13 protein-coding genes are annotated in these 17,635 nt (G+C 72.5%); 5 read left to right on the top strand and 8 right to left on the bottom strand.

What is annotated here, in order from left to right:
- The first annotated feature begins 114 nt into the window (after positions 1-114).
- Genes JIX56_RS40325 through JIX56_RS40315 form a run of 3 tightly spaced genes read left to right on the top strand, consistent with a single transcriptional unit; the run spans position 115 to position 3,421 of the window.
- Positions 115-1,488, top strand: a complete 1,374-nt coding sequence (locus JIX56_RS40325) for an extracellular solute-binding protein (RefSeq protein WP_257548481.1) — start codon at positions 115-117, stop codon at positions 1,486-1,488.
- A gap of 2 nt (positions 1,489-1,490) precedes the next feature.
- Entirely contained in the window at positions 1,491-2,510 is a 1,020-nt protein-coding gene (locus JIX56_RS40320) for a carbohydrate ABC transporter permease (RefSeq protein WP_257548479.1), read from the top strand.
- Positions 2,507-3,421 carry a carbohydrate ABC transporter permease gene (locus tag JIX56_RS40315; RefSeq protein WP_257548477.1) on the top strand — a complete coding sequence of 305 codons (915 nt, stop codon included), beginning with the start codon at positions 2,507-2,509 and terminating at the stop codon, positions 3,419-3,421. Before JIX56_RS40320 ends, JIX56_RS40315 begins: the two co-directional genes overlap by 4 nt.
- On the opposite strand, the gene JIX56_RS40310 is transcribed toward JIX56_RS40315, so the two are convergent.
- Entirely contained in the window at positions 3,385-5,676 is a 2,292-nt protein-coding gene (locus JIX56_RS40310; RefSeq protein WP_257548475.1) for a glycoside hydrolase family 3 N-terminal domain-containing protein, read from the bottom strand. The two genes, JIX56_RS40315 and JIX56_RS40310, sit on opposite strands and share 37 nt — an antisense overlap.
- 263 nt (positions 5,677-5,939) lie before the next feature.
- The gene (locus JIX56_RS40305) at positions 5,940-7,004 is read right to left on the bottom strand and encodes a BadF/BadG/BcrA/BcrD ATPase family protein (protein WP_443031950.1); all 1,065 of its coding nucleotides are present in this window, start codon (positions 7,002-7,004) and stop codon (positions 5,940-5,942) included.
- 34 nt (positions 7,005-7,038) lie between these two features.
- Between JIX56_RS40305 and JIX56_RS40300 the strand changes: the two genes are divergently transcribed.
- Positions 7,039-8,319 carry a glycoside hydrolase 5 family protein gene (locus JIX56_RS40300; protein ID WP_443032081.1) on the top strand — a complete coding sequence of 427 codons (1,281 nt, stop codon included), beginning with the start codon at positions 7,039-7,041 and terminating at the stop codon, positions 8,317-8,319.
- 96 nt (positions 8,320-8,415) lie between these two features.
- Here the strand turns inward: JIX56_RS40300 and JIX56_RS40295 are convergent, their stop codons facing one another.
- Positions 8,416-9,909 (bottom strand): glycoside hydrolase family 3 N-terminal domain-containing protein, encoded by a 1,494-nt coding sequence (locus JIX56_RS40295; RefSeq protein WP_257548473.1) that lies wholly within the window; start codon positions 9,907-9,909, stop codon positions 8,416-8,418.
- A gap of 79 nt (positions 9,910-9,988) precedes the next feature.
- Entirely contained in the window at positions 9,989-10,630 is a 642-nt protein-coding gene (locus JIX56_RS40290; protein ID WP_257548471.1) for a DUF6629 family protein, read from the bottom strand.
- Positions 10,631-10,893: 263 nt separating this feature from the next.
- Between JIX56_RS40290 and JIX56_RS40285 the strand changes: the two genes are divergently transcribed.
- The gene (locus JIX56_RS40285; RefSeq protein WP_257548469.1) at positions 10,894-12,072 is read left to right on the top strand and encodes a phytanoyl-CoA dioxygenase family protein; all 1,179 of its coding nucleotides are present in this window, start codon (positions 10,894-10,896) and stop codon (positions 12,070-12,072) included.
- Between the two features lie 106 nt (positions 12,073-12,178).
- On the opposite strand, the gene JIX56_RS40280 is transcribed toward JIX56_RS40285, so the two are convergent.
- The 4 genes from JIX56_RS40280 to JIX56_RS40265 all read right to left on the bottom strand — a co-directional run bounded on the left by JIX56_RS40280 (position 12,179) and on the right by JIX56_RS40265 (position 17,634).
- Entirely contained in the window at positions 12,179-12,907 is a 729-nt protein-coding gene (locus JIX56_RS40280; RefSeq protein ID WP_257548468.1) for an alpha/beta fold hydrolase, read from the bottom strand.
- 48 nt (positions 12,908-12,955) lie between these two features.
- Positions 12,956-13,786: a fumarylacetoacetate hydrolase family protein gene (locus JIX56_RS40275; RefSeq protein ID WP_257548466.1), complete on the bottom strand. Its 831-nt coding sequence runs from the start codon at positions 13,784-13,786 to the stop codon at positions 12,956-12,958.
- 64 nt (positions 13,787-13,850) lie between these two features.
- Positions 13,851-15,536, bottom strand: coding sequence for a (2,3-dihydroxybenzoyl)adenylate synthase (locus JIX56_RS40270; RefSeq protein WP_257548464.1), 1,686 nt, complete (start codon positions 15,534-15,536; stop codon positions 13,851-13,853).
- Positions 15,529-17,634, bottom strand: a complete 2,106-nt coding sequence (locus tag JIX56_RS40265) for an acetate--CoA ligase family protein (protein ID WP_257548462.1) — start codon at positions 17,632-17,634, stop codon at positions 15,529-15,531. Before JIX56_RS40265 ends, JIX56_RS40270 begins: the two co-directional genes overlap by 8 nt.
- Between the last annotated feature and the right edge of the window lies 1 nt (position 17,635).

Here is a 17,635-nt window from a genome sequence, read left to right as displayed (position 1 = left end):
CCGAAAAGCAACACGGCAAGCCATTGACCTCCGATGAATTCTGGTCCACCTTTTCATCAATCGAAGTCCAAGTTGGTGATTTGAACCAGCAGCTGACTGATCGCAGGAGGCAACATGCGCGCGAGAAGACTGACCGGATGTGTGGCGGGCGTCATCGCCCTCACCCTGACCGCCGCCGGATGCGGCCTGTCGGGCGGCGGCTCCGACAGCGGGGACGCCACCGCCGGCGGCTGCGAGGTCGACAAGGGCAACGTCGGATCCGGGAAGCTCACCGGGGACGTCAAGGGCACGATCACCTTCCAGACGACGAACCTGAAGAAGGACTTCGGCGGCTACTTCAACGGCGTGATCAAGGCCTTCGAGAAGGCCCACCCGGACACCACGGTGAAGTGGGTCGACGATCCGGGCGACGCCACGTTCACCCAGCGCCTGGTCGCGGACGCGCAGGGCTGCACGCTGCCGGACGTGGTGAACATCAACGTCAACACGGCGATCGCGCTCACCAAGAACGGTTACCTCCTCGACCTCGACAAGAAGGCGCCGGACGCGGGGGAGCCGTTCGTGCCCAACCTGTGGAAGTCGAGCGTGTACGCGGACGCCTCCGGGACCGAGGTGCACAGCGTGCTGCCGTGGTACTCCGGCGGCATCGTGCAGACCTTCAACACCGACCTGATGAAGAAGGCGGGCCTGGATCCGGCCAAACCTCCGACGACCGTGCTCGGTCTGTTCGAGGACGCCCAGAAGGTGGCCGAGGCCTCGGACGGCGAGTACTACGCGTTCCTCGCCAACCCGCAGTTGCGCATCCCGGCCGACTGGCAGCAGATGGACATCAAGATCCTGTCCTCCGACGGCAAGAAGTTCACCTTCGCCGACGACCCGAAGACCGCGCAGTGGGTTGAGGCCATGACGAAGCTCTACAAGAGCGGCGGCATGCCGAGGGACTCGCTCTCCTCCACCCAGGACCCGGCCAACGTCTACGGCCAGGGCAAGCTGGTCTACGGCCCGACGAACCCCAACTTCCTGCGGTTCATCCAGCAGAACAACCCGAGCGTCTACGAGGAGACCGGTGTCGCCCGCTTCATGCTGGACGACCTCGGCCACACCGTCGGCGCCCCGCAGTACATAGGTGTGGCGTCCACCAGCAAGAACGCGGCGACCGCGCTGTCCTTCGCGCAGTTCCTGACCAACGCGGAGAACCAGCTGGGGTGGGCGAAGGACCCGAACGTGGTCATCTTCCCGTCCACCACGGCCTCCCTGGACGACCCGTTCTTCCAGTCGGTCGAGGGCGACGACCCGTTCGCCGAGGCCCGCAAGATCGTCGCGAGTGACCGCAAGACCTCCACGGCCGACGAGATCGCCCTCACCCCGGGCGAGTTGAACGCGATCTCGGCCCAGATCCAACTGGCGATGCAGGGCAAGAAGAGCGCCCAGGACGCCCTCGACGAGGCCCAGAAGAAGGCCAACGAGCTGATCGAGCAGGGCAGCTGAGTATGACCACCCTCTCTCCCCCCACCAAGGGATCGGGGGTCGCGGTCTCCTCCCGCGACTCCCGCCCCGGGGAACCGAGCGGCCGGCGCCGCCCGTTGCGGGCCCTCAAGCCTGGCCCCACCGCCGATGCGGGCGGCGCCGCGCTGTACCGACGCTGGTGGCTGCCGTGGCTGTGGATGTCCCCGGCGATCATCGGCGTCACCGCCTTCGGTGTGTACCCCTTCCTCAACACGCTGCTGTTGTCCTTCACCGACGCCAAGCCGCTCGGCGGCGCCGCCTCGTTCGTGGGCCTGGACAACTACACGCGGCTGCTGGGCGACTCCGACTTCTGGCTCGCCACCCGCAACAGCGTGCTGTACGCGGTGATCGTCGTCCCGCTGATGGTGCTGCTGCCGCTGATGCTGGCGGTGCTGGTGGAGAAGAACCTGCCGGGCATCGGCTTCTTCCGCTCCGCCTTCTACACCCCCGTCCTCGCCTCCAGCGTGGTCGTCGGCCTGAGCTGGCAGTGGCTGCTCAGCGACCACGGCCTGGTCAACACCTGGCTGCAGAAGGCCCACATCATCCGGTCGGCGATCCCGTTCCTGTCCGACTCCTGGCTGATCCTGCTGTGCGCGATGGGGCTCACCCTGTGGAAGGGCCTCGGCTGGTACATGATCTTCTACCTGGCCGCGCTGGGGAATGTGCCGAAGGAGCTGCACGAGGCCGCCGCGGTCGACGGCGCGGGTCCGGTCCGCCGCTTCTGGCACGTCACGATGCCCGGCGTCCGCACCTCGATGATGCTGGTCGGCACCCTCACCGGCATCGGCTCGCTGCGCGTGTTCACCGAGATCTACATGCTCGGCGGCGCCACCGGCGGCCCCGGCGGTGCCGACCGCACCCTCCCCTTCTACATCCGGGACGTCGCCCTCGACCCGCTCACCGGCAACGCGGGCTACGGCTCGGCGGTCAGCGTCGCCCTCTTCGTCCTCACCCTGGGCCTCACGCTGCTCGCGCAGCGCCTGACGAAGGAGGACGAGTCATGACCACCGCCGTGAAGGAGCAGCGGACGGCGGCGGCCGTGACCCCGGTGGAGCGGCGGCGGCGCCTGATGCCGCGCTGGCGGGACTACGGCCGGCCACGCGAACTCGTCGTGCGCTACCTGCTGTTGCTGTTCGTCCTCGGCATCACCGTCGGCCCGCTGCTGTGGCAGCTGCTGTCGTCGCTGAAGGGCGTCGGCGAGGACGTGTTCGGCGCGAACGCCTCTCTCTTCCCGAGCGACCCGACCCTGCGCGCCTACCGCGAGGTGTTCGCGCAGGTTCCGGTCTGGACGTACATCGGCAACAGCATGGCCGTCGTCGTGCTGTCGGTCACGAGCCAGCTGGTCTTCTCCACGCTCGCCGGCTACATGCTCTCCAAGCCGAGCTGGAAGGGCCGCAAGCTGGTCTGGGTGCTGCTGATGGCGTCCATGATGTTCCCCTTCGAGTCGATCATGGTCTCGCTGTTCCTCAGCATCCGTGACCTCGGCCTGATCGACCACGTGGCGGGCGTCTGGCTGCCCGGCTTCGTCGCCGCCATCAACGTCCTCATCATGCGGGCCGCGTTCCTCGCCGTGCCGCGTGAGATCGAGGACGCGGCGATGCTGGACGGGGCGGGCGAGTGGAAACGGTTCCGCCATCTGTATCTGCCGTCCGCGTGGGGAGCCATCCTCGTCGTCACCATCAACACCTTCATCAGCGCCTGGGACGACTTCCTCTGGCCCCTGATCGTGCTGCGCACCGAGGACCACTTCACCCTGACCCTGGGCCTCGCCCGCCTCCAGTCCTCGTCCTTCGGCTACGACCAGCGGATGGTGATGGCGGGCTCGGTGATCTCCGTGATCCCGGTGCTGGTGCTGTTCGTGATCACCCAGCGGTGGTTCTACAAGGGGGTGTCCTCCGGGGCCGTCAAGCTCTGAGGCCGCTCTCTCAGGTCCAGGACCAGGGGTACGACGGTGAGCGCCCCCCGCGCCGACTCGGCTACGCGGATCTCGACGGCACCGACCCCGGGGGGCACCTCAAAGGATAGGGAGATCGTCCGGCGCTCACCCGGCGAAAGGCCGACACCCTCGAACGCGCACAGTTCGAGGGTGCGCGGCCATACGGGGGTGACCAGCCGTCGCAGGTAGGCCTGGACGACCGTACGGCCGTGCCGTTTTCCCGTGTTGGTGACATCGACCTCGATGCCGGCCCCCGCGAGGTGTGGTCGGCCGTACGCGAAGCTCGTGTACGACAGCCCGTGCCCGAAGGAGTGCAGCGGCTCGGCGCTCTCGTCCACGTAGGCGCCGTACTCGGTGTCCTTGTGGTTGTAGTAGACGGGGAGTTGGGCCGCCGAGCGCGGCACGGAGACGGGCAGTCGGCCCGTGGGTTCGGCGAGTCCCAGCAGTACCTCGGCGATCGCGGTGCCGCCCCAGGGGCCCGGGTACCAGGCGGTGAGCAGCGCGCCCGCCGTCTCGGGCACCACGTGCGGGCGGCCCTGGATGAGGACGACCGCCGTCGGCGTGCCCGTCGCGACGACCGCGTCCAGCAGCGCGTGCTGGGCCTCCCCCAGCCGCAGCCCCGCGAGGTCGACGCCCTCGCCGCAGGTCATCTCGGACACGACGGTCCGCGCGGCGCCGTTGGCGTCGAACTCCGTGTCGGGCGTACGCGCGCTGCTGCCGCCCAGCACGAGCACGGCCACGTCGGCCGCGGCGGCCTCGGCGATCGCCCCGGGTATGCCGGTGCGGTCGGCGCCGGTGAGGGCCGCGCCCTTGGCGTGGCGGACGTCCGTGCCGGCCGGGGCGAGGCGGCGCAGTGCGTCGAGGACGCTCACGCCGGTGCCGGGGCGCTGTGGGGCGGTGTAGTCGCCGAGCTGGTGGGCGATGGTGGCCGCGTGCGGGCCGAGCACGGCGATACGGCGTACCGAGGGCCCGATCGGGAGGACGCCGGCCGGGTTGTGGAGGAGCGTGACACAGGCGCGGGCCAGGTCGGTGCTCAGGGCCCGGCCGGTGTGCTCGGGGACCGGCGCGCGGCGCGTGTAGGGGTGCTCGAACAGACCGAGGCGGAACTTCAGGCGCAGGACGCGGGCGACGGCGGCGTCCAGGGCGGCTTCGCTCACCAGGCCCCGCTCGACTGCTTCCGCCAGGTGTGTGAAGCCCTCGTCCCAGAGGCTGAGGTCGACTCCGGCGTCGAGGGCGAGGGCGCCCGCGGAGACCTTGTCGCCGGTGATGCGGGCCAGCCGGTCCACGGCGAGTCCGTCGGCCATGACCAGGCCCTGGAAGCCCCAGCGGTCGCGGAGCAGTCCGGTGAGGAGGGCGCGGTTGCCGGAGCAGGGGATGCCGTCGACCTCGTTGTAGGCGGCCATGACGGCGGCGGCGCCCGCGCGCACTCCGGCCCGGGCGGCCGGGAGGTGGATCTCGTGCAGTTCGCGGGTGCCGAGTTCGGACTCGGCGGAGTTGCGGCCGCCGACGGTGGCGCCCTGGCCGGCGAAGTGCTTGAGGACGACGGGGGCGCGGTCGGGGGCGAAGAGTTCTCCGGTGCCCTGCATTCCGTGGACGAGCGCCTCGGTGAGGCGGGCCGCGAGGTACGGGTCCTCGCCGAAACACTCCTCGGTACGGCCCCAGCGCGGGTCCCGGGCGATGTCCAGCGCGGAGACCAGGGCCACGTGGCCGCCGCGGGCGCGGAGTTCGGCGGCTGCGTGGGCGGCGGCCCTCTCGTACAGGGCGGGGTCCCAGGTGGCGCCGACGGCCAGGTTGACGGGGAGGACCGTGCCGTCGAGGGCCATGTGGCCGTGCGGCGCCTCCTCGACGAACAGGGCGGGGATGCGGAGGCGGCTGCGTTCCAGGACGTGGCGCTGGACCAGGTCGGCGAGGTCGACGCTGTCCTCGGCGCCGGGTCCGTGGCCGTGGTCGACGCCGGACCAGGCGTCGGCGCGCATCAGGCCGTAGAGGGCGCCGAGGCCCGCGAAGCGCTCGGTCTCGGCGTACAGGGCGTCGGTGAGTTCGAACTCTCCGCCCGGGGTGCGGCGGTAGGCGTCCCAGCCGTACATCCGCTGGTTGAGCTGGCCGGCCTTCTCACGCAGGGTCATGCGGGAGAGGAGGTCGGCGACGCGGGTGTCGAGGGGGGCGGCCGGGTCGAGGTACGGCGGCTGCTTGGCTGTCGCGGCCGGGGCGACCGTCTGGTCCTGAGGGGGCATGGGTCGTCCTTGTCGGCGTGGGAGAGCTTTGTCGGCAGGATGGGCTTGGTCGGCGCGGGATGGGCTTGGTCGGCGCGGGATGGGGGAAGCCCTTGTCGGCGCGGGGGCATCGGCGTCGTCCGTCACTGCGGTGGTCGTACGGGCGCGGTGGTCGTTTGGTCGCGGTCGTCGTACGGTCGCGGGTCGTCTGGTCGCGGTCGTTCATACGGTCGCGGTCGTTCGTACGGTCGCGGTCGTCGTACGGTTTCGTGGCTGCGGGGTGGTCAGCCTCCGGTGGCGTGGGCGAGGCGGGCCAGGGCGACGGCGCCCGGGGAGCCGTCCGACACCGGGACGACGGCGAGTCCGAAAGGGGCCAGGCGTTCGGTCAGCGGGAACAGCAGGGGGCCGTTCGGGGCGAGCAGGCCACCCGTGGCGACGAGGGGTTCACCCAGGCGGGGCGTCAGGGCCGCGACGGTCTCGGCCAGACGGCGGGCGGCCTCCTGGAGGATCTGCACGGCGACGGCGTCCTTCTCCTCGGCGGTCCGCACCACCGCGGGCGCGTGGTCGGCCAGGCGGACGGGCGGCCTGTCCATGACGGCGGGCAGCAGACGGGCGCGGTAGGCGGTGCGCCGCTCGGCGCTCCACGGGACGTCGGCGGCGGCACCGTAGCCTTCCGGGGGCAGGACCTCCGCCGGCAGCCCGAGGTCCTGGCCGACGGCGCGGACGAGCGCGGTGGGCACGCTCCGGCCGTCGGCCGCGCGCAGGGCGGCCCGTACGGCAGCGCGGCCGATCCAGAAGCCACCGCCGTCGTCCCCGAGGAGCCAGCCGTCGCCGCCGGAGGTCGCGGTCGGCACTCGTCCGGCGACCCGGGCCGCGACGGCGCCGGTGCCGGCCACCAGGACCAGCCCGTCGGCGGGATGGCCGGGGGCCGCGGCGAACGTCGTCTCGATGTCGCTGTGGACGCCGACCGTGGCAGGGGCGATGCCGATCCGGGCGAGCGCGGCGGACAGGGCGGCCCGGGCCCGCAGCCGACCGGGCTCGTCGGCGCCCTGGGCCTGGTGGCCGGCCCCCGCGAAGCCGCCCGCCACCGCGATCACCCGCCCGCGCAGCGGTTCGGGCACGGCTTGTGCGACGGCCTCGGCGAGGTGGTCGGCAAGCACCGGCCCGGGCACGGTCAGCGAGTTGCCCGGCCCGGCCGTGCCCTCGCCCCGGACGCGGCCGTCGCCCAGATCGGCGAGGACGGCACGGGTCCGGGTGCCGCCGGCGTCGAGGCCGACCACGTAGGCCGGGGAAGCAGCGGCGACCGGGGAGTCGCCGGCAGTCGGCGAATCCGCGGGACCTTGGTTCAAATCACTATTCATTGCTGTCCATGGTGGTTGATACATTCGCCGGAGACAAGGTCCATCTCTTGAGGAGGACGCCATCAGCACGCCGCCCTCGCCCGCGCCCGCACTCCGCTTCGGGGTCAACTACACCCCACGCCGCGGCTGGTTCCACGCCTGGCACGACTTCGATCCCGGGCTCGCGCGTGAGGACCTGGCGCAGATCGCCGACCTGGGACTGGACCACGTCCGGGTCTTCCACCTCTGGCCCCTGCTCCAGCCGAACCGCACCCTGGTCCGGGCGTCGGCCGTGGACCAGCTCGTCCGGCTGGTGGACCTGGCGGCCGAGTGCGGTCTCGACGTCCTCGTGGACGGCGTGCAGGGCCATCTGTCGAGCTTCGACTTCTACCCGGAGTGGACGCGCAGCTGGCACCACCGCAACGTCTTCACCGACCCCGAGGCGATCGAGGCCCAGGCGCTGCTGCTGCGCACACTGGGCCGTGCCCTGTCCGGCCACCCCCATCTCATCGGCCTCCAGCTCGGCAACGAGCTCAACAACCTGGTCGAGCACAACCCGGTGTCCGTGGCCGAGGTCGACCACTACCTGGACACCCTGCTGGCCGCCGCGCGGGACGGGCTCGGCGAGGGCGGCGGTCTGGTCACGCACTCGGCGTACGACGCCGCCTGGTACGGCGACGACCACCCCTTCACCCCCGAGGCCTCGGCCCGCAAGGGCGACCTGACCACCGTCCACCCCTGGGTCTTCTCCGCCGACTGCGCCCGCCGCTACGGCCCGCGCTCACCGCAGGTGCACCACCTCGCGGAGTACGGCACGGAACTGGCCGCCGCCTACGCCACCGACCCGGCCCGCCCGGTCTGGGTCCAGGAGACCGGGGCGCCCGAGCCGCACATCCCGGCGGCCGACGCCCCCGACTTCGCCCGCGCCACCCTCCTCAACGCGGCCGGCTGCACCCACCTGTGGGGCGTCACCTGGTGGTGCTCCCACGACGTCGACCGCTCCCTGGCCGACTTCCCTGAACTGGAGTACACGCTCGGCCTCTTCGACTCCACGGGCCGCCCCAAGCCGATCGCGGACGCCCTGTCCACGGCGGTGGCCGAGATCCGTACGGCCGCCGCCCCGCCCGCTCCCCGCACGACGGCCCTCGTCCTGGACTGCACCCGGTCCACGCGCTCGGTCTCCGGCCCGGGCGGCGCGTTCTTCGACACGTGGATGCGCCTGCGACAGGAGGGCAGCCGCCCGGCGGTGGTCCTGGCGGAGCGCACGGAGGACTCCGCGTACCTCGCGGCGCGGGGAATCAGGGAGCTGATCGCCGGGAAGTGAGGCGGGCGGGCGGGGGCGGAGGCACGGCCGACCGGGACTCCGGCTTCGGCCTCCGACCCCGTCAGGGGGTCCGCCCCGGCCCGTGGCTCGACCCCGTCAGGACATCCGCCCCGCCAACACCTCGGCCGCCGCCCGCAGATTCACCCGTCCCCTCCCCTGCGCGGCCACCGCACCGCCCGCCTCCGGCAACCCCGTCGAGACCACCAGCGCGTCCGGCCGTGCCGCCAGCAGTGCGTCCCGCAGGCGCGCCTGCCAGAGGTACAGCTCCGCATCGCACACGGCGACGACCAGCGGCCGCTCTGCGGCGGCGCGCAGCGCCTCGCGCACGACGGCCTCGGTGTCGTCCGGCTCCCCGGCGACCGCCGTTCCCGTCGCCGTCGGGTCGAGGGCACGGATCTCGGTGAGGAGGTCCTCGCCGCCCCAGTTGAGGGCGGGGTGCGGGGGCGGGAAGCAGTCGACGACATGGGCGCCCGGCACCGGTTCCGGCAGCGGCCCCGCGCTCCGTACGGCCCGCCGCGCCGCCGTCAGCCCGGCGTCCGCGTCCCACTCGGCCACGTCACCCGGCCGGTACGGCACCGCGTACCGCAGCGCGAGCCGCCGTACCCGCTCCGCGGCCTCGGTCACGCGGGCCTCGGCCAGTTCACCGGTGCGCAGGGCGTCGAGCACGGCGTCCCGGCAGGCGAGGGTGACCTCCAGATCCGGTACGGCGACGATGACCTGGTCCGCTCCGGCGGCGAGCGCGAGCCGGGCGCCGGCGGCCTCGCCGTAGCGGTCGGCGATGGCCTTCATCTCCAGCGCGTCGCTGACGAGGACGCCGTCGAAGCGGAGTTCGCCACGCAGCAGGTCGGAGAGGATGCGTGGGCTGAGGGTGGCGGGGCGGTCCGGGTCGAGCGCCGGGAACACGACATGGGCGCTCATCAGCATGGGCACGCCCGCGTCGACGGCGGCCCTGAAGGGCGCGAGATCGAGCCGGTCGTACGGCCGTGGGTCGACCGCCAGTTCGTGGTGGCTGTCGGTGACGGTCCCGCCGTGGCCGGGGAAGTGCTTGGCGCAGGAGGCCACGCCGCGTGCCTCGGTGGCCTCGATCCAGGCGCGCAGATGCCGGGCGACCAGCTCGGGGTCGCCGCCGAAGGCACGGGTGCGCACGATCGGGTTCTCGGGCCGGCTCTGGATGTCGGCGACGGGCGCGTAGGCGGCGGTGATGCCGAGCGAGAGGAGGTGGCCGGCCAGGGCGTCGGCGCACGCGGCGGTGAGCCGGGGGTCGTCGGCGGCACCGAGCGCCCACGAGCCGGGCACCTCGGGGGCGCCCGCGGCGACCAGGTGGCCGATGCCGCCGCCCTCGTTGTCGATGGCGACCAGCAGGTCCGGGCGCAACGTCCGCAGTGTGCCGGTGAGTTCGCGGACCTGGTCGGCGTCGCGGATGTTGCGGGTGAACAGGATGACCCCACCCAGTCCGCGGTCGATGAGCCGTTTCAGGGTGTCGGGGACGGTCGTCGTACCGTCGAAGCCCGAGACGAGGCAGCGGTGGGCTGCCTCGTCGAGGGCCGCGGGGAGGACCGGGCCGACGGGCCCGGCGGCGGAGTGTGTCACCCCCGAAATCCTCTGGCTGGCCAAGCCGAAAGTCAACAGCTCGGTGGATGAATGATTCACCAAGGCTCGTTCGGGCCCATCACCAGGATCGTCGGAGCGGCGTCGAGGAGGCCGGCGGCCGTGTGCGCACCCAGCCGAGGAGCACCACCGAGCACAGGGCCGCGAAGGCGCACCAGGTCGAGACGAACTCCAGCCGCCACAGGGTCCAGCAGATCAGGGCGCCGACGGCGGCCAGCATTCCGAGGAGTACGAGCCGCCGGTCGCCGGAGAGGAGCAGGGAGCCGACGGTGGCGAGGAGGTAGCCCGCGACGAGGAGGACCGGGTGCGAGAGGTCGATCGTGTAGCCGACGGTGCGGCCGCGGATCTCGGCCGTCACCGGGCCGGTGGCAAGGCCGTGGGCGAGCGGCGCGGCCGTCGCGACTCCGACCGCGAGCAGGACGACGAGCCGGGCCCTGGCGTGCGGTGGGGCGGCACACAGCACGCCCGCGGGTACCCACACGGCCAGCACCGGCAGCGCGATGACGGCCCAGGCCGTGGTGGCGGGCCCACGGCCTCCGCCCGAGGACCAGACCACCGCCTCCACGATCTGGTGCGCCCCGAGCAGCAACGGCAGCGCGGCGAGCGGCAGGTCCCGGCCGCCGCGCACCAGCGCCACAGAGGCCACCCCGACGGCCGCGACACCGGTACCCGCCACGAGATCGGCCGTCGCACTCCAGCACATCACGCCACCATGGGGTCGACCGTCGTATGCGCGGGCCACGCTACGTCGCTCCCGGCCGACGGGCAGGGCGACACGGGGGCTGCGACGGCACTCACGCCCTACGCGGCAGCATCGGGCCGTCGACCGGCAGCGCGGGACGGCGGCCGTGCGGCGCGCTGTTTCCCCAGGCTCCGTGATGTCTTTTTGATGTGTTTCCGCGCATTGAATGACGGGTTCGAGATCATCAGACTGGCAGAGACACAAGGGCTGCGAAAGGAGCCGCGATGTCCTCCATCGCTGCGGCGTCACGGACCTGGCTGACCGAGGCGGACTGCGATCTCGACGCGTTCCGCGCGCTCGTGGAGCGCAGCACCGACCCGGCCGACCATCCCTCGGCCGAGCGGGTCGAACAGAACGTCCCGCTCTACGACAGCGACCGGCTCCGCGCCCTGACGGCGACCCCCGAGGGCCGTCGGACCGTACAGACCGAGCTGGTCCGGGCCCTCCTGGACGGCCCCGGCATCGTGGTGTTCAAGGGCGCGTTCACCGATCCGGCCGTCGTGGACCGGGCGTCCGAGGCCTTCCGGGAGCTGATCGAGGAGGAGCGCGCCGGCGGTACGGCGAGGGGCGACCACTTCGCGAAGCCCGGCGCCAACGACCGTGTGTGGAACGCCCTGGAGAAGATGGCCGTACGGGCGCCGGACGTGTTCGCCGACTACTACGCCGACGACATCCTGGCGTTGGTCGCCGAGGCCTGGCTCGGCCCCGCCTACCAGGTCACCTCACAGGTCAACGTGGTCAACCCCGGCGGCGCCGCGCAGAGCCCGCACCGCGACTACCACCTCGGCTTCCTCTCCCAGCGGCAGGCCGCCGCCTATCCCGCGCACGTCCACCGGCTCTCGCCCGTCCTGACCCTCCAGGGCGCGGTCGCCCACTGCGACATGCCCGTCGAGTCCGGCCCCACGCTCTACCTGCCCCATTCGCAGAAGTACGAGCCCGGCTACCTCGCCTGGCGACTCCCCCGGTTCGTCGAGTACTTCGACGCCCACCACGTCCAACTCCCCCTCGACAAGGGCGACGCGGTCTTCTTCAACCCCGCGCTCTTCCACGCCGCCGGGCACAACCGCTCGACGGACATCCGGCGCATGGCGAACCTGCTGCAGATCTCCTCCGCCTTCGGCCGCGCCATGGAGAGCGTGGACCGCGAGGCGATGGTCGACGCGCTCTTCCCGGTCCTGCTGCACCGCAGGTCCCAAGGCGCCCCCGAGGACTGGCTGCGCCGCGTCGTCGCCGCCACCGCCGAGGGCTACCCCTTCCCCACCGACCTCGACCTCGACCCACCCGTCGACGGCCTCGCCCCGCCCTCCCAGGCGGACCTCCTCTGGCAGGCCGTCACCGAGACCTGGGACCCACAACTGCTGCGCCGCGAACTGAAGGCCGCCGCCGAGCGCCGAGGGCGCTGAGTGGTGATCGTCGCTGAACGTGGCGTGCAGGCACCGGTCAGCGGCTCGATCGACGCGGGGTGGGAAGGGGTGGGGGGCGTGCGCCGCTGGGAGTATGCGGAGGTCGCTACACGGCACAGGCCCGGAGGAAGGCGCCCGCCAGTTCGGCGGGCCGGGTGAAGCAGCCCTCGTGGCTGCCCGGGGTCTCTATGACGAGGGGGTTCTTGAGCCGCTGGGGGAAGCGTTCGGCCCAGGCCCACTCGCCGGGGAGGGAGAAGTCCTCGGTGGACAGGATGTACGCGCTCGGGATGTCGAGCGCGGTGAAGGCGGTCGTGTCGGGCTTCTCGGTGAAGGTGCCGAGGGGCTGGGGGACAAGGAGGGAGTGGACGAGGCGCTGGGTCTCCTCGGTGGCGTCCTGCATGAAGGCCTGCTGCCAGACCTCCAGGGGAAGGGTCACCGTGTCGTCGCCGGAGGCGGCGGCCAGGGCGTGGAACATCTCGCCGTAGTGCGGTGGGCACGCCTCGATCAGTGACTCGCCGTCGTTCGGCACGAAGGCGCTCCAGAAGACGAGGCGCCGGACGCGGGCGGCGAGCTTCGGTGCCGCGCCGGTGAGGACATAGCCGCCCCAGCTGTGGCCGACCAGGGTGATGTCGTTGAGACCGGCCGCCTCGACGTACTCCACGAGGCTGTTCACGCAGTCGGTGAGCGTCACCCCGCGCGGGTCGTCGTCGGTGCCCAGCCCGGCCAGGGTCGGGGTGTGCACCTCGTGGCCGGCGGCCCGCAGCTCGTTCGCGACCGGGCGCCAGGCCCAGCCGCCGTGCCACGCACCGGTCACCAGGACGAAGGTCTCACTCATGCCGATCTCCTTTGATCGTGACGTACGGCTCTTCTATGGCGAGGACCCTCACGGCTTGTCCTCGACGATGGTGTTCACGCACTCGCCGACGCCCTCGACCACGGTCCGTACGACCTGACCGGGCTTCAGGAACACCTTCGGGTCGCGGGCCGCGCCGACCCCTCCGGGGGTGCCGGTGAGGACGAGGTCGCCGGGCTCCAGCGTCGTGAACGTGCTGATGTACGCGGCGACGGCGGCCGGGTCGAACAGCAGGTCGGAGGTACGGGAGCGCTGCATGACCTGGCCGTCCACCTCGCAGCGGATCTCCAGGTCGGCCGCGTCGTCGACCTCGTCGCCGGTCACCAGCCATGGCCCCGCCGGGGTGCTGGCCTCCCACGCCTTGCCCTGCAACCACTCCGGGGTACGCCACTGCCAGTCGCGCACCGAGATGTCGTTGGCGACCGTGTAACCGGCGATCGCGGCCGCCGCCCGCTCCTTGGTCGCCCGGCGCAGCGGGGCGCCGACGACGAAGCCGAGCTCGGCCTCCCAGTCCAGTTGCTCCGTCTCCGCCGGATGGACGATGTCGTCGCGGGCGCCGAGCAGGCAGTTGGCGAACTTGGCGAACAGGGAGGGGTACGAGGGGAGTTCGCGGCCCATCTCCAGGATGTGCGTACGGTAGTTGAGGCCGACGCAGAAGATCTTCGCGGGGGTCGTGACGACCGGGGCGAGGTCGAGGGCGGCCACCTCGTGCGTCGGGCCGTCGGCGGCGGCCGCGTACGTACGCCAGTCGGGGCGGCGCAGCAGGGCGCCGACGTCGGGAGCGCCGGTCTCCACGGCCCGGTCGCCGTCGAGACGGACGGCCGCCGTACCGTCGGCGGTACGGATGGTGGCAAGCTTCATGAGGTCGTGCTCCAGGTCTTCTCAGCCGTCGCCGGCTGGTCGTCGGTTGCCAGGTCGCACCTGGTCAGTGGCCTTCGGGGGCTTCCTCGGCGTCGAGGCGGCGTGCGATGTCGGCGCGCAGGGCCTTCTTGTCGATCTTTCCGACCTTGGTGGCGGCGAGTTCGGGGACGGTCACCAGCCGGTCCGGGAACTTGAAGCGGGCGATGCCCGAGCGCTCCATGACGTGGCGGACGTCGTCGAGGGTGACGGTGTGACCGGGTTCCGGTACGACGTAGAGGCAGACGCGCTCGCCGAGGTCGGGGTCGGGCATGGCGACGGCGGCGGCGCGGGCGACGCCGGGCGTCTGGTAGGCGAAGTTCTCGATCTCCTCGGCGGAGATGTTCTCCCCGCCTCGGATGATCATGTCCTTGTCGCGCCCCTCGACGACGAGGTTGCCGTCGGGCCGCAGCCGCACGATGTCGCCGGTGCGGTACCAGCCGTCCTCGGTGAACGCGCGGGCGTTCTGTTCCTCGGCGCGGTAGTAGCCGCGCGGGGTGTACGGGCCGCGGGTGAGCAGCACGCCCGGGGTTCCCTCCGGGACCGGGTTGCCCAGTTCGTCCACGACGATCAGCTCGTCGTCCTCACACATGGGGCGCCCCTGCGTCGTGCAGATGACGTCCTCCGGATCGTCCAGGCGGGTGTAGTTGAGCAGTCCCTCGGCCATGCCGAACACCTGCTGGAGCGTGCAGCCCAGTTCGGGGCGGACGCGGCGGGCGACGTGGTCGGCGAGGCGGGAGCCGCCGACCTGGAGCAGCCGCAGTGAACTCAGGTCGGCCCCGGGGTGTTCCACACGGTGGTCCAGCCAGCGTTGGGCGATGGCGGGGACGACGGCGGTCGCGGTGACGCGCTCTGTCTCGATCAGCGTGAAGGCCTTCTCGGGGCTGGGCGAGCCGAGGACGACCCGGCCGCCGTCGAGCAGCGTGCCGAGCAGGCCCGGACAGGCGAGGGGGAAGTTGTGGCCGAGGGGCAGGGCGGCGAAGTAGACCGTGTCGGGGCCGAGTTCGCAGACCTCGGCGCTGCGGCGGGCGTTGTAGAGGTAGTCGTCGTGCGTCCGGGCGATGAGCTTGGGCAGGCCGGTGGTGCCGCCGGAGAGCAGGAAGACGGCGATGGAGCGGCTGTCGGGCCGGTACGCGTCCACGGCCTCACGCAGGCCCTCGCCCTCGCCCCCGTCCTCGGGCGCGGCGCACAACTCCCGCAGATCGACGGCCCCGTCGCCGACCTTGTCGCCAAGGACCAGTACATGACGCAGAGCCGACGATCTCTCGGCGATCTCGAACGCCATCGCCTGGTGGTCGTGGTCCTTGAGGAAGTCCGGCACCGCGAGGGCCACGGCCTCGCCCTGTTCGACGAGGTGACCGATCTCGTGTCGGCGGTGGCCGGGCAGCGCCATGACCGGGATGACACCGAGGCGCAGACAGGCGTAGGTGAGGATCACGAACTCGGCGGTGTTGGGGAGTTGCACCACGAGCCGGTCGTCCGGGCCGAGGCCCAGTGCGGCCAGGCGCAGGGCGGTGGCGTCGGCGCGTTCGGCGAGTTGGCGGAACGTCAGCCGTCGGTCGCCGTCGACGATCGCGATGGCGTCGGGGCTCGCGTCGGCGGCGGTGTGCAGCCGATCGCCGAGGGCGATGCCCTCCCAGTAGCCCTTCTCCGTGTAGCGCTGCGCGTACTCGGCGGGCCAGGGCACAGCGCCGTTGCTGCTCGGCCTAGGCATGGTCTCTCTCCTTGGAGGTGTCTTCGGCCGCGTGCACGATCACGGCGTCCAGGGCGATCAGTCCGTCGGCGGTCAGCCGGAGCGGGTTGATCTCGATCTCGGCGGTCTCCGGGCTCGCGGCCAGGGCGGCGGCGAGTGCGGAGACGGCCCGTCCGAACTCGGTCCGGTCGAGCACCGGCCCACCGCGCCATCCGTCCAGCAGGGCCCGCGCGGCCAGGTCGTCGGGCATGGCGGCGGCCTCGGCCACGGTCAGCGGGGCGAGCCGGATCGCCACGTCGGCGAGCGCCTCGGCGGCCGTACCGCCCAGGCCCGCCAGCACGACCGGCCCGAACACCGGGTCCCGCCGCACCCCGAGCACCAGGTCGACACCGGCCGGTGCCATCGCCTCCACCAGGTAGCGGCGGCCGGCACCGATGGCGTCCAGCGCCGCGTCCAGCTCGGCGGCCGTACGCACTCCCAGGTGCACGCCGCCGACCTCCGTCTTGTGCAGGATCGCGGCGTCGAGCACCTTCACCGCGACGGGGCCGCCCAGCAGCCGCAGGGCGTCATGGGCGTCCGCGCGGGAGTCGCAGGCGACACGGTCGGGGGTACGGATGCCGAGCTCCGCGAGAAACGACTTGGCGGCGTCCTCGTCGAGGGGGCCGGTCGGCACGCATGTGGCAGCGGTCACCGGCGCGGGTCCCTCGGACACGGAACCCGCCTCCCGCACGGACAGGGAACCCGCCTCCCGCAACGCCCGCTGTCGCGCGTCCGTCACCAGGGCCCGTACGGCGTTGGCGGCGGAGGCCGGTCCCGTGAGGGCCGGGACGCCGGTCTTGTGGAGCCGGGCCCGTTGTTCGGCGACGTCTTCGGGGAGGCCTCCGACGACCACCACGGCGGGGGAGTCGGCGCCGAGGCCGGCGTCCTGGGCGGCGGAGGCGAGGTCCACGCTGTCGGGCTCGGTCAGGGCGTAGACGGCGAGCAGGTCCACCGCGGGGTCGGCGGCCGTGGTGGCGAGGACGCGGCCGAAGGTCTCGGCGGGCCGGCCGGTGTCGACCGGGTTGCGCTGGTAGGTGAGCGGGGGCAGCAGTTCGCCCAGCGTGCGCCGGGTGCCGGCGGCCAGCTCCGGCATGCGGATGCCGTCGGTGCCCGCCCGGTCGGCCAGCAGCAGTCCCGGCCCGGCCTGGGCCGTGACGATGCCGAGTCCTGGGTCCGGTTGGGGACGCAGCCGGATGCGGGAGAGCGCGGTGAGCGCGTCCACGAGTTCCCGTTCGTCGTCCACGACCACCGCGCCGGCCTGCCGCAGCGCGGCCCGCGTCGTACGCCAGGAGGTGGCGAGCGCGCCGGTGTGCGAGCGGGCGAAGTCCCCGACGTCACTGCGCCCGACGACCAACGCCACGACCGGTTTGACGGCGGCCACCTCGCGCACGGCCGCCACCAGCCTCGGCCCGTCCGGAACCGTCTCAAGATGCAGCGCGACCGCGGTCGTACGACCGTCCTCCACGAGGTGTTCCAGGACGTCCGCGGCGGTGACGTCGAGGCCCGCGCCGATGCCGACGCCGAGGCTGATGCCGTTCCCGGCGGCGGCCAGGTCGAAGGAGAGCGCGTGATTGACTCCGCCGCTGGCCGCGACGACGGCGATGTCACCGGCCGGAAGCTGTCCGGCGGCGGGCACGAAGCTGGCCGTCAGCCCCAGATGGGGTGCGAAGAACCCGGAGGTGTTGGGGCCGAGCAGCCGGACCCCGGTCTCCCGGGCGACCCGGCGCAGCGCGTCCGCGTGCTCCTCGCCCTCCGGGCCCGCCTCGCCGAACCCGCCGGCGCAGACCAGCGCGGCACGGCACCCGGCGGCGGCCGCCTCGGCCAGGGCGTCCGCACAGCCGGACGCGGGGACGCACAGGACGGCGAGGTCGAGCCGCCCGTCGGTGTGGGCGGCGGCCTCGGCGACGGAGGCGTACACGCCCTCGCCGGGGTCGGGGCGGCGCGCGTTGACCAGGGCGCGGGCACCGGGGAAGGCGGCCAGGGAGCGGGCCATGGCGGCGCCGAGCTTGCCGGGCTGCCGCGAGGCGCCGATGACGACGACGCCCTCGGGTGCGAAGAGCGGTGTCAGGTTCGCGGTCATG

Source organism: Streptomyces sp. CA-210063 (assembly GCF_024612015.1).
Lineage (GTDB): Bacteria > Actinomycetota > Actinomycetes > Streptomycetales > Streptomycetaceae > Streptomyces.
This window is presented reverse-complemented; position numbering and strand designations above follow the sequence as displayed.

Bases quoted from the DNA above. Each gene is read 5' to 3' on its own strand.
- JIX56_RS40315 (WP_257548477.1), top strand. From the start codon at position 2,507: ATGACCACCGCCGTGAAGGAGCAGCGGACGGCGGCGGCCGTGACCCCG.
- JIX56_RS40290 (WP_257548471.1), bottom strand. From the start codon at position 10,630: ATGTGCTGGAGTGCGACGGCCGATCTCGTGGCGGGTACCGGTGTCGCG.
- JIX56_RS40285 (WP_257548469.1), top strand. From the start codon at position 10,894: ATGTCCTCCATCGCTGCGGCGTCACGGACCTGGCTGACCGAGGCGGAC.
- JIX56_RS40275 (WP_257548466.1), bottom strand. From the start codon at position 13,786: ATGAAGCTTGCCACCATCCGTACCGCCGACGGTACGGCGGCCGTCCGT.
- JIX56_RS40325 (WP_257548481.1), top strand. From the start codon at position 115: ATGCGCGCGAGAAGACTGACCGGATGTGTGGCGGGCGTCATCGCCCTC.
- JIX56_RS40270 (WP_257548464.1), bottom strand. From the start codon at position 15,536: ATGCCTAGGCCGAGCAGCAACGGCGCTGTGCCCTGGCCCGCCGAGTAC.
- JIX56_RS40280 (WP_257548468.1), bottom strand. From the start codon at position 12,907: ATGAGTGAGACCTTCGTCCTGGTGACCGGTGCGTGGCACGGCGGCTGG.
- JIX56_RS40310 (WP_257548475.1), bottom strand. From the start codon at position 5,676: ATGCCCCCTCAGGACCAGACGGTCGCCCCGGCCGCGACAGCCAAGCAG.
- JIX56_RS40265 (WP_257548462.1), bottom strand. From the start codon at position 17,634: ATGACCGCGAACCTGACACCGCTCTTCGCACCCGAGGGCGTCGTCGTC.
- JIX56_RS40320 (WP_257548479.1), top strand. From the start codon at position 1,491: ATGACCACCCTCTCTCCCCCCACCAAGGGATCGGGGGTCGCGGTCTCC.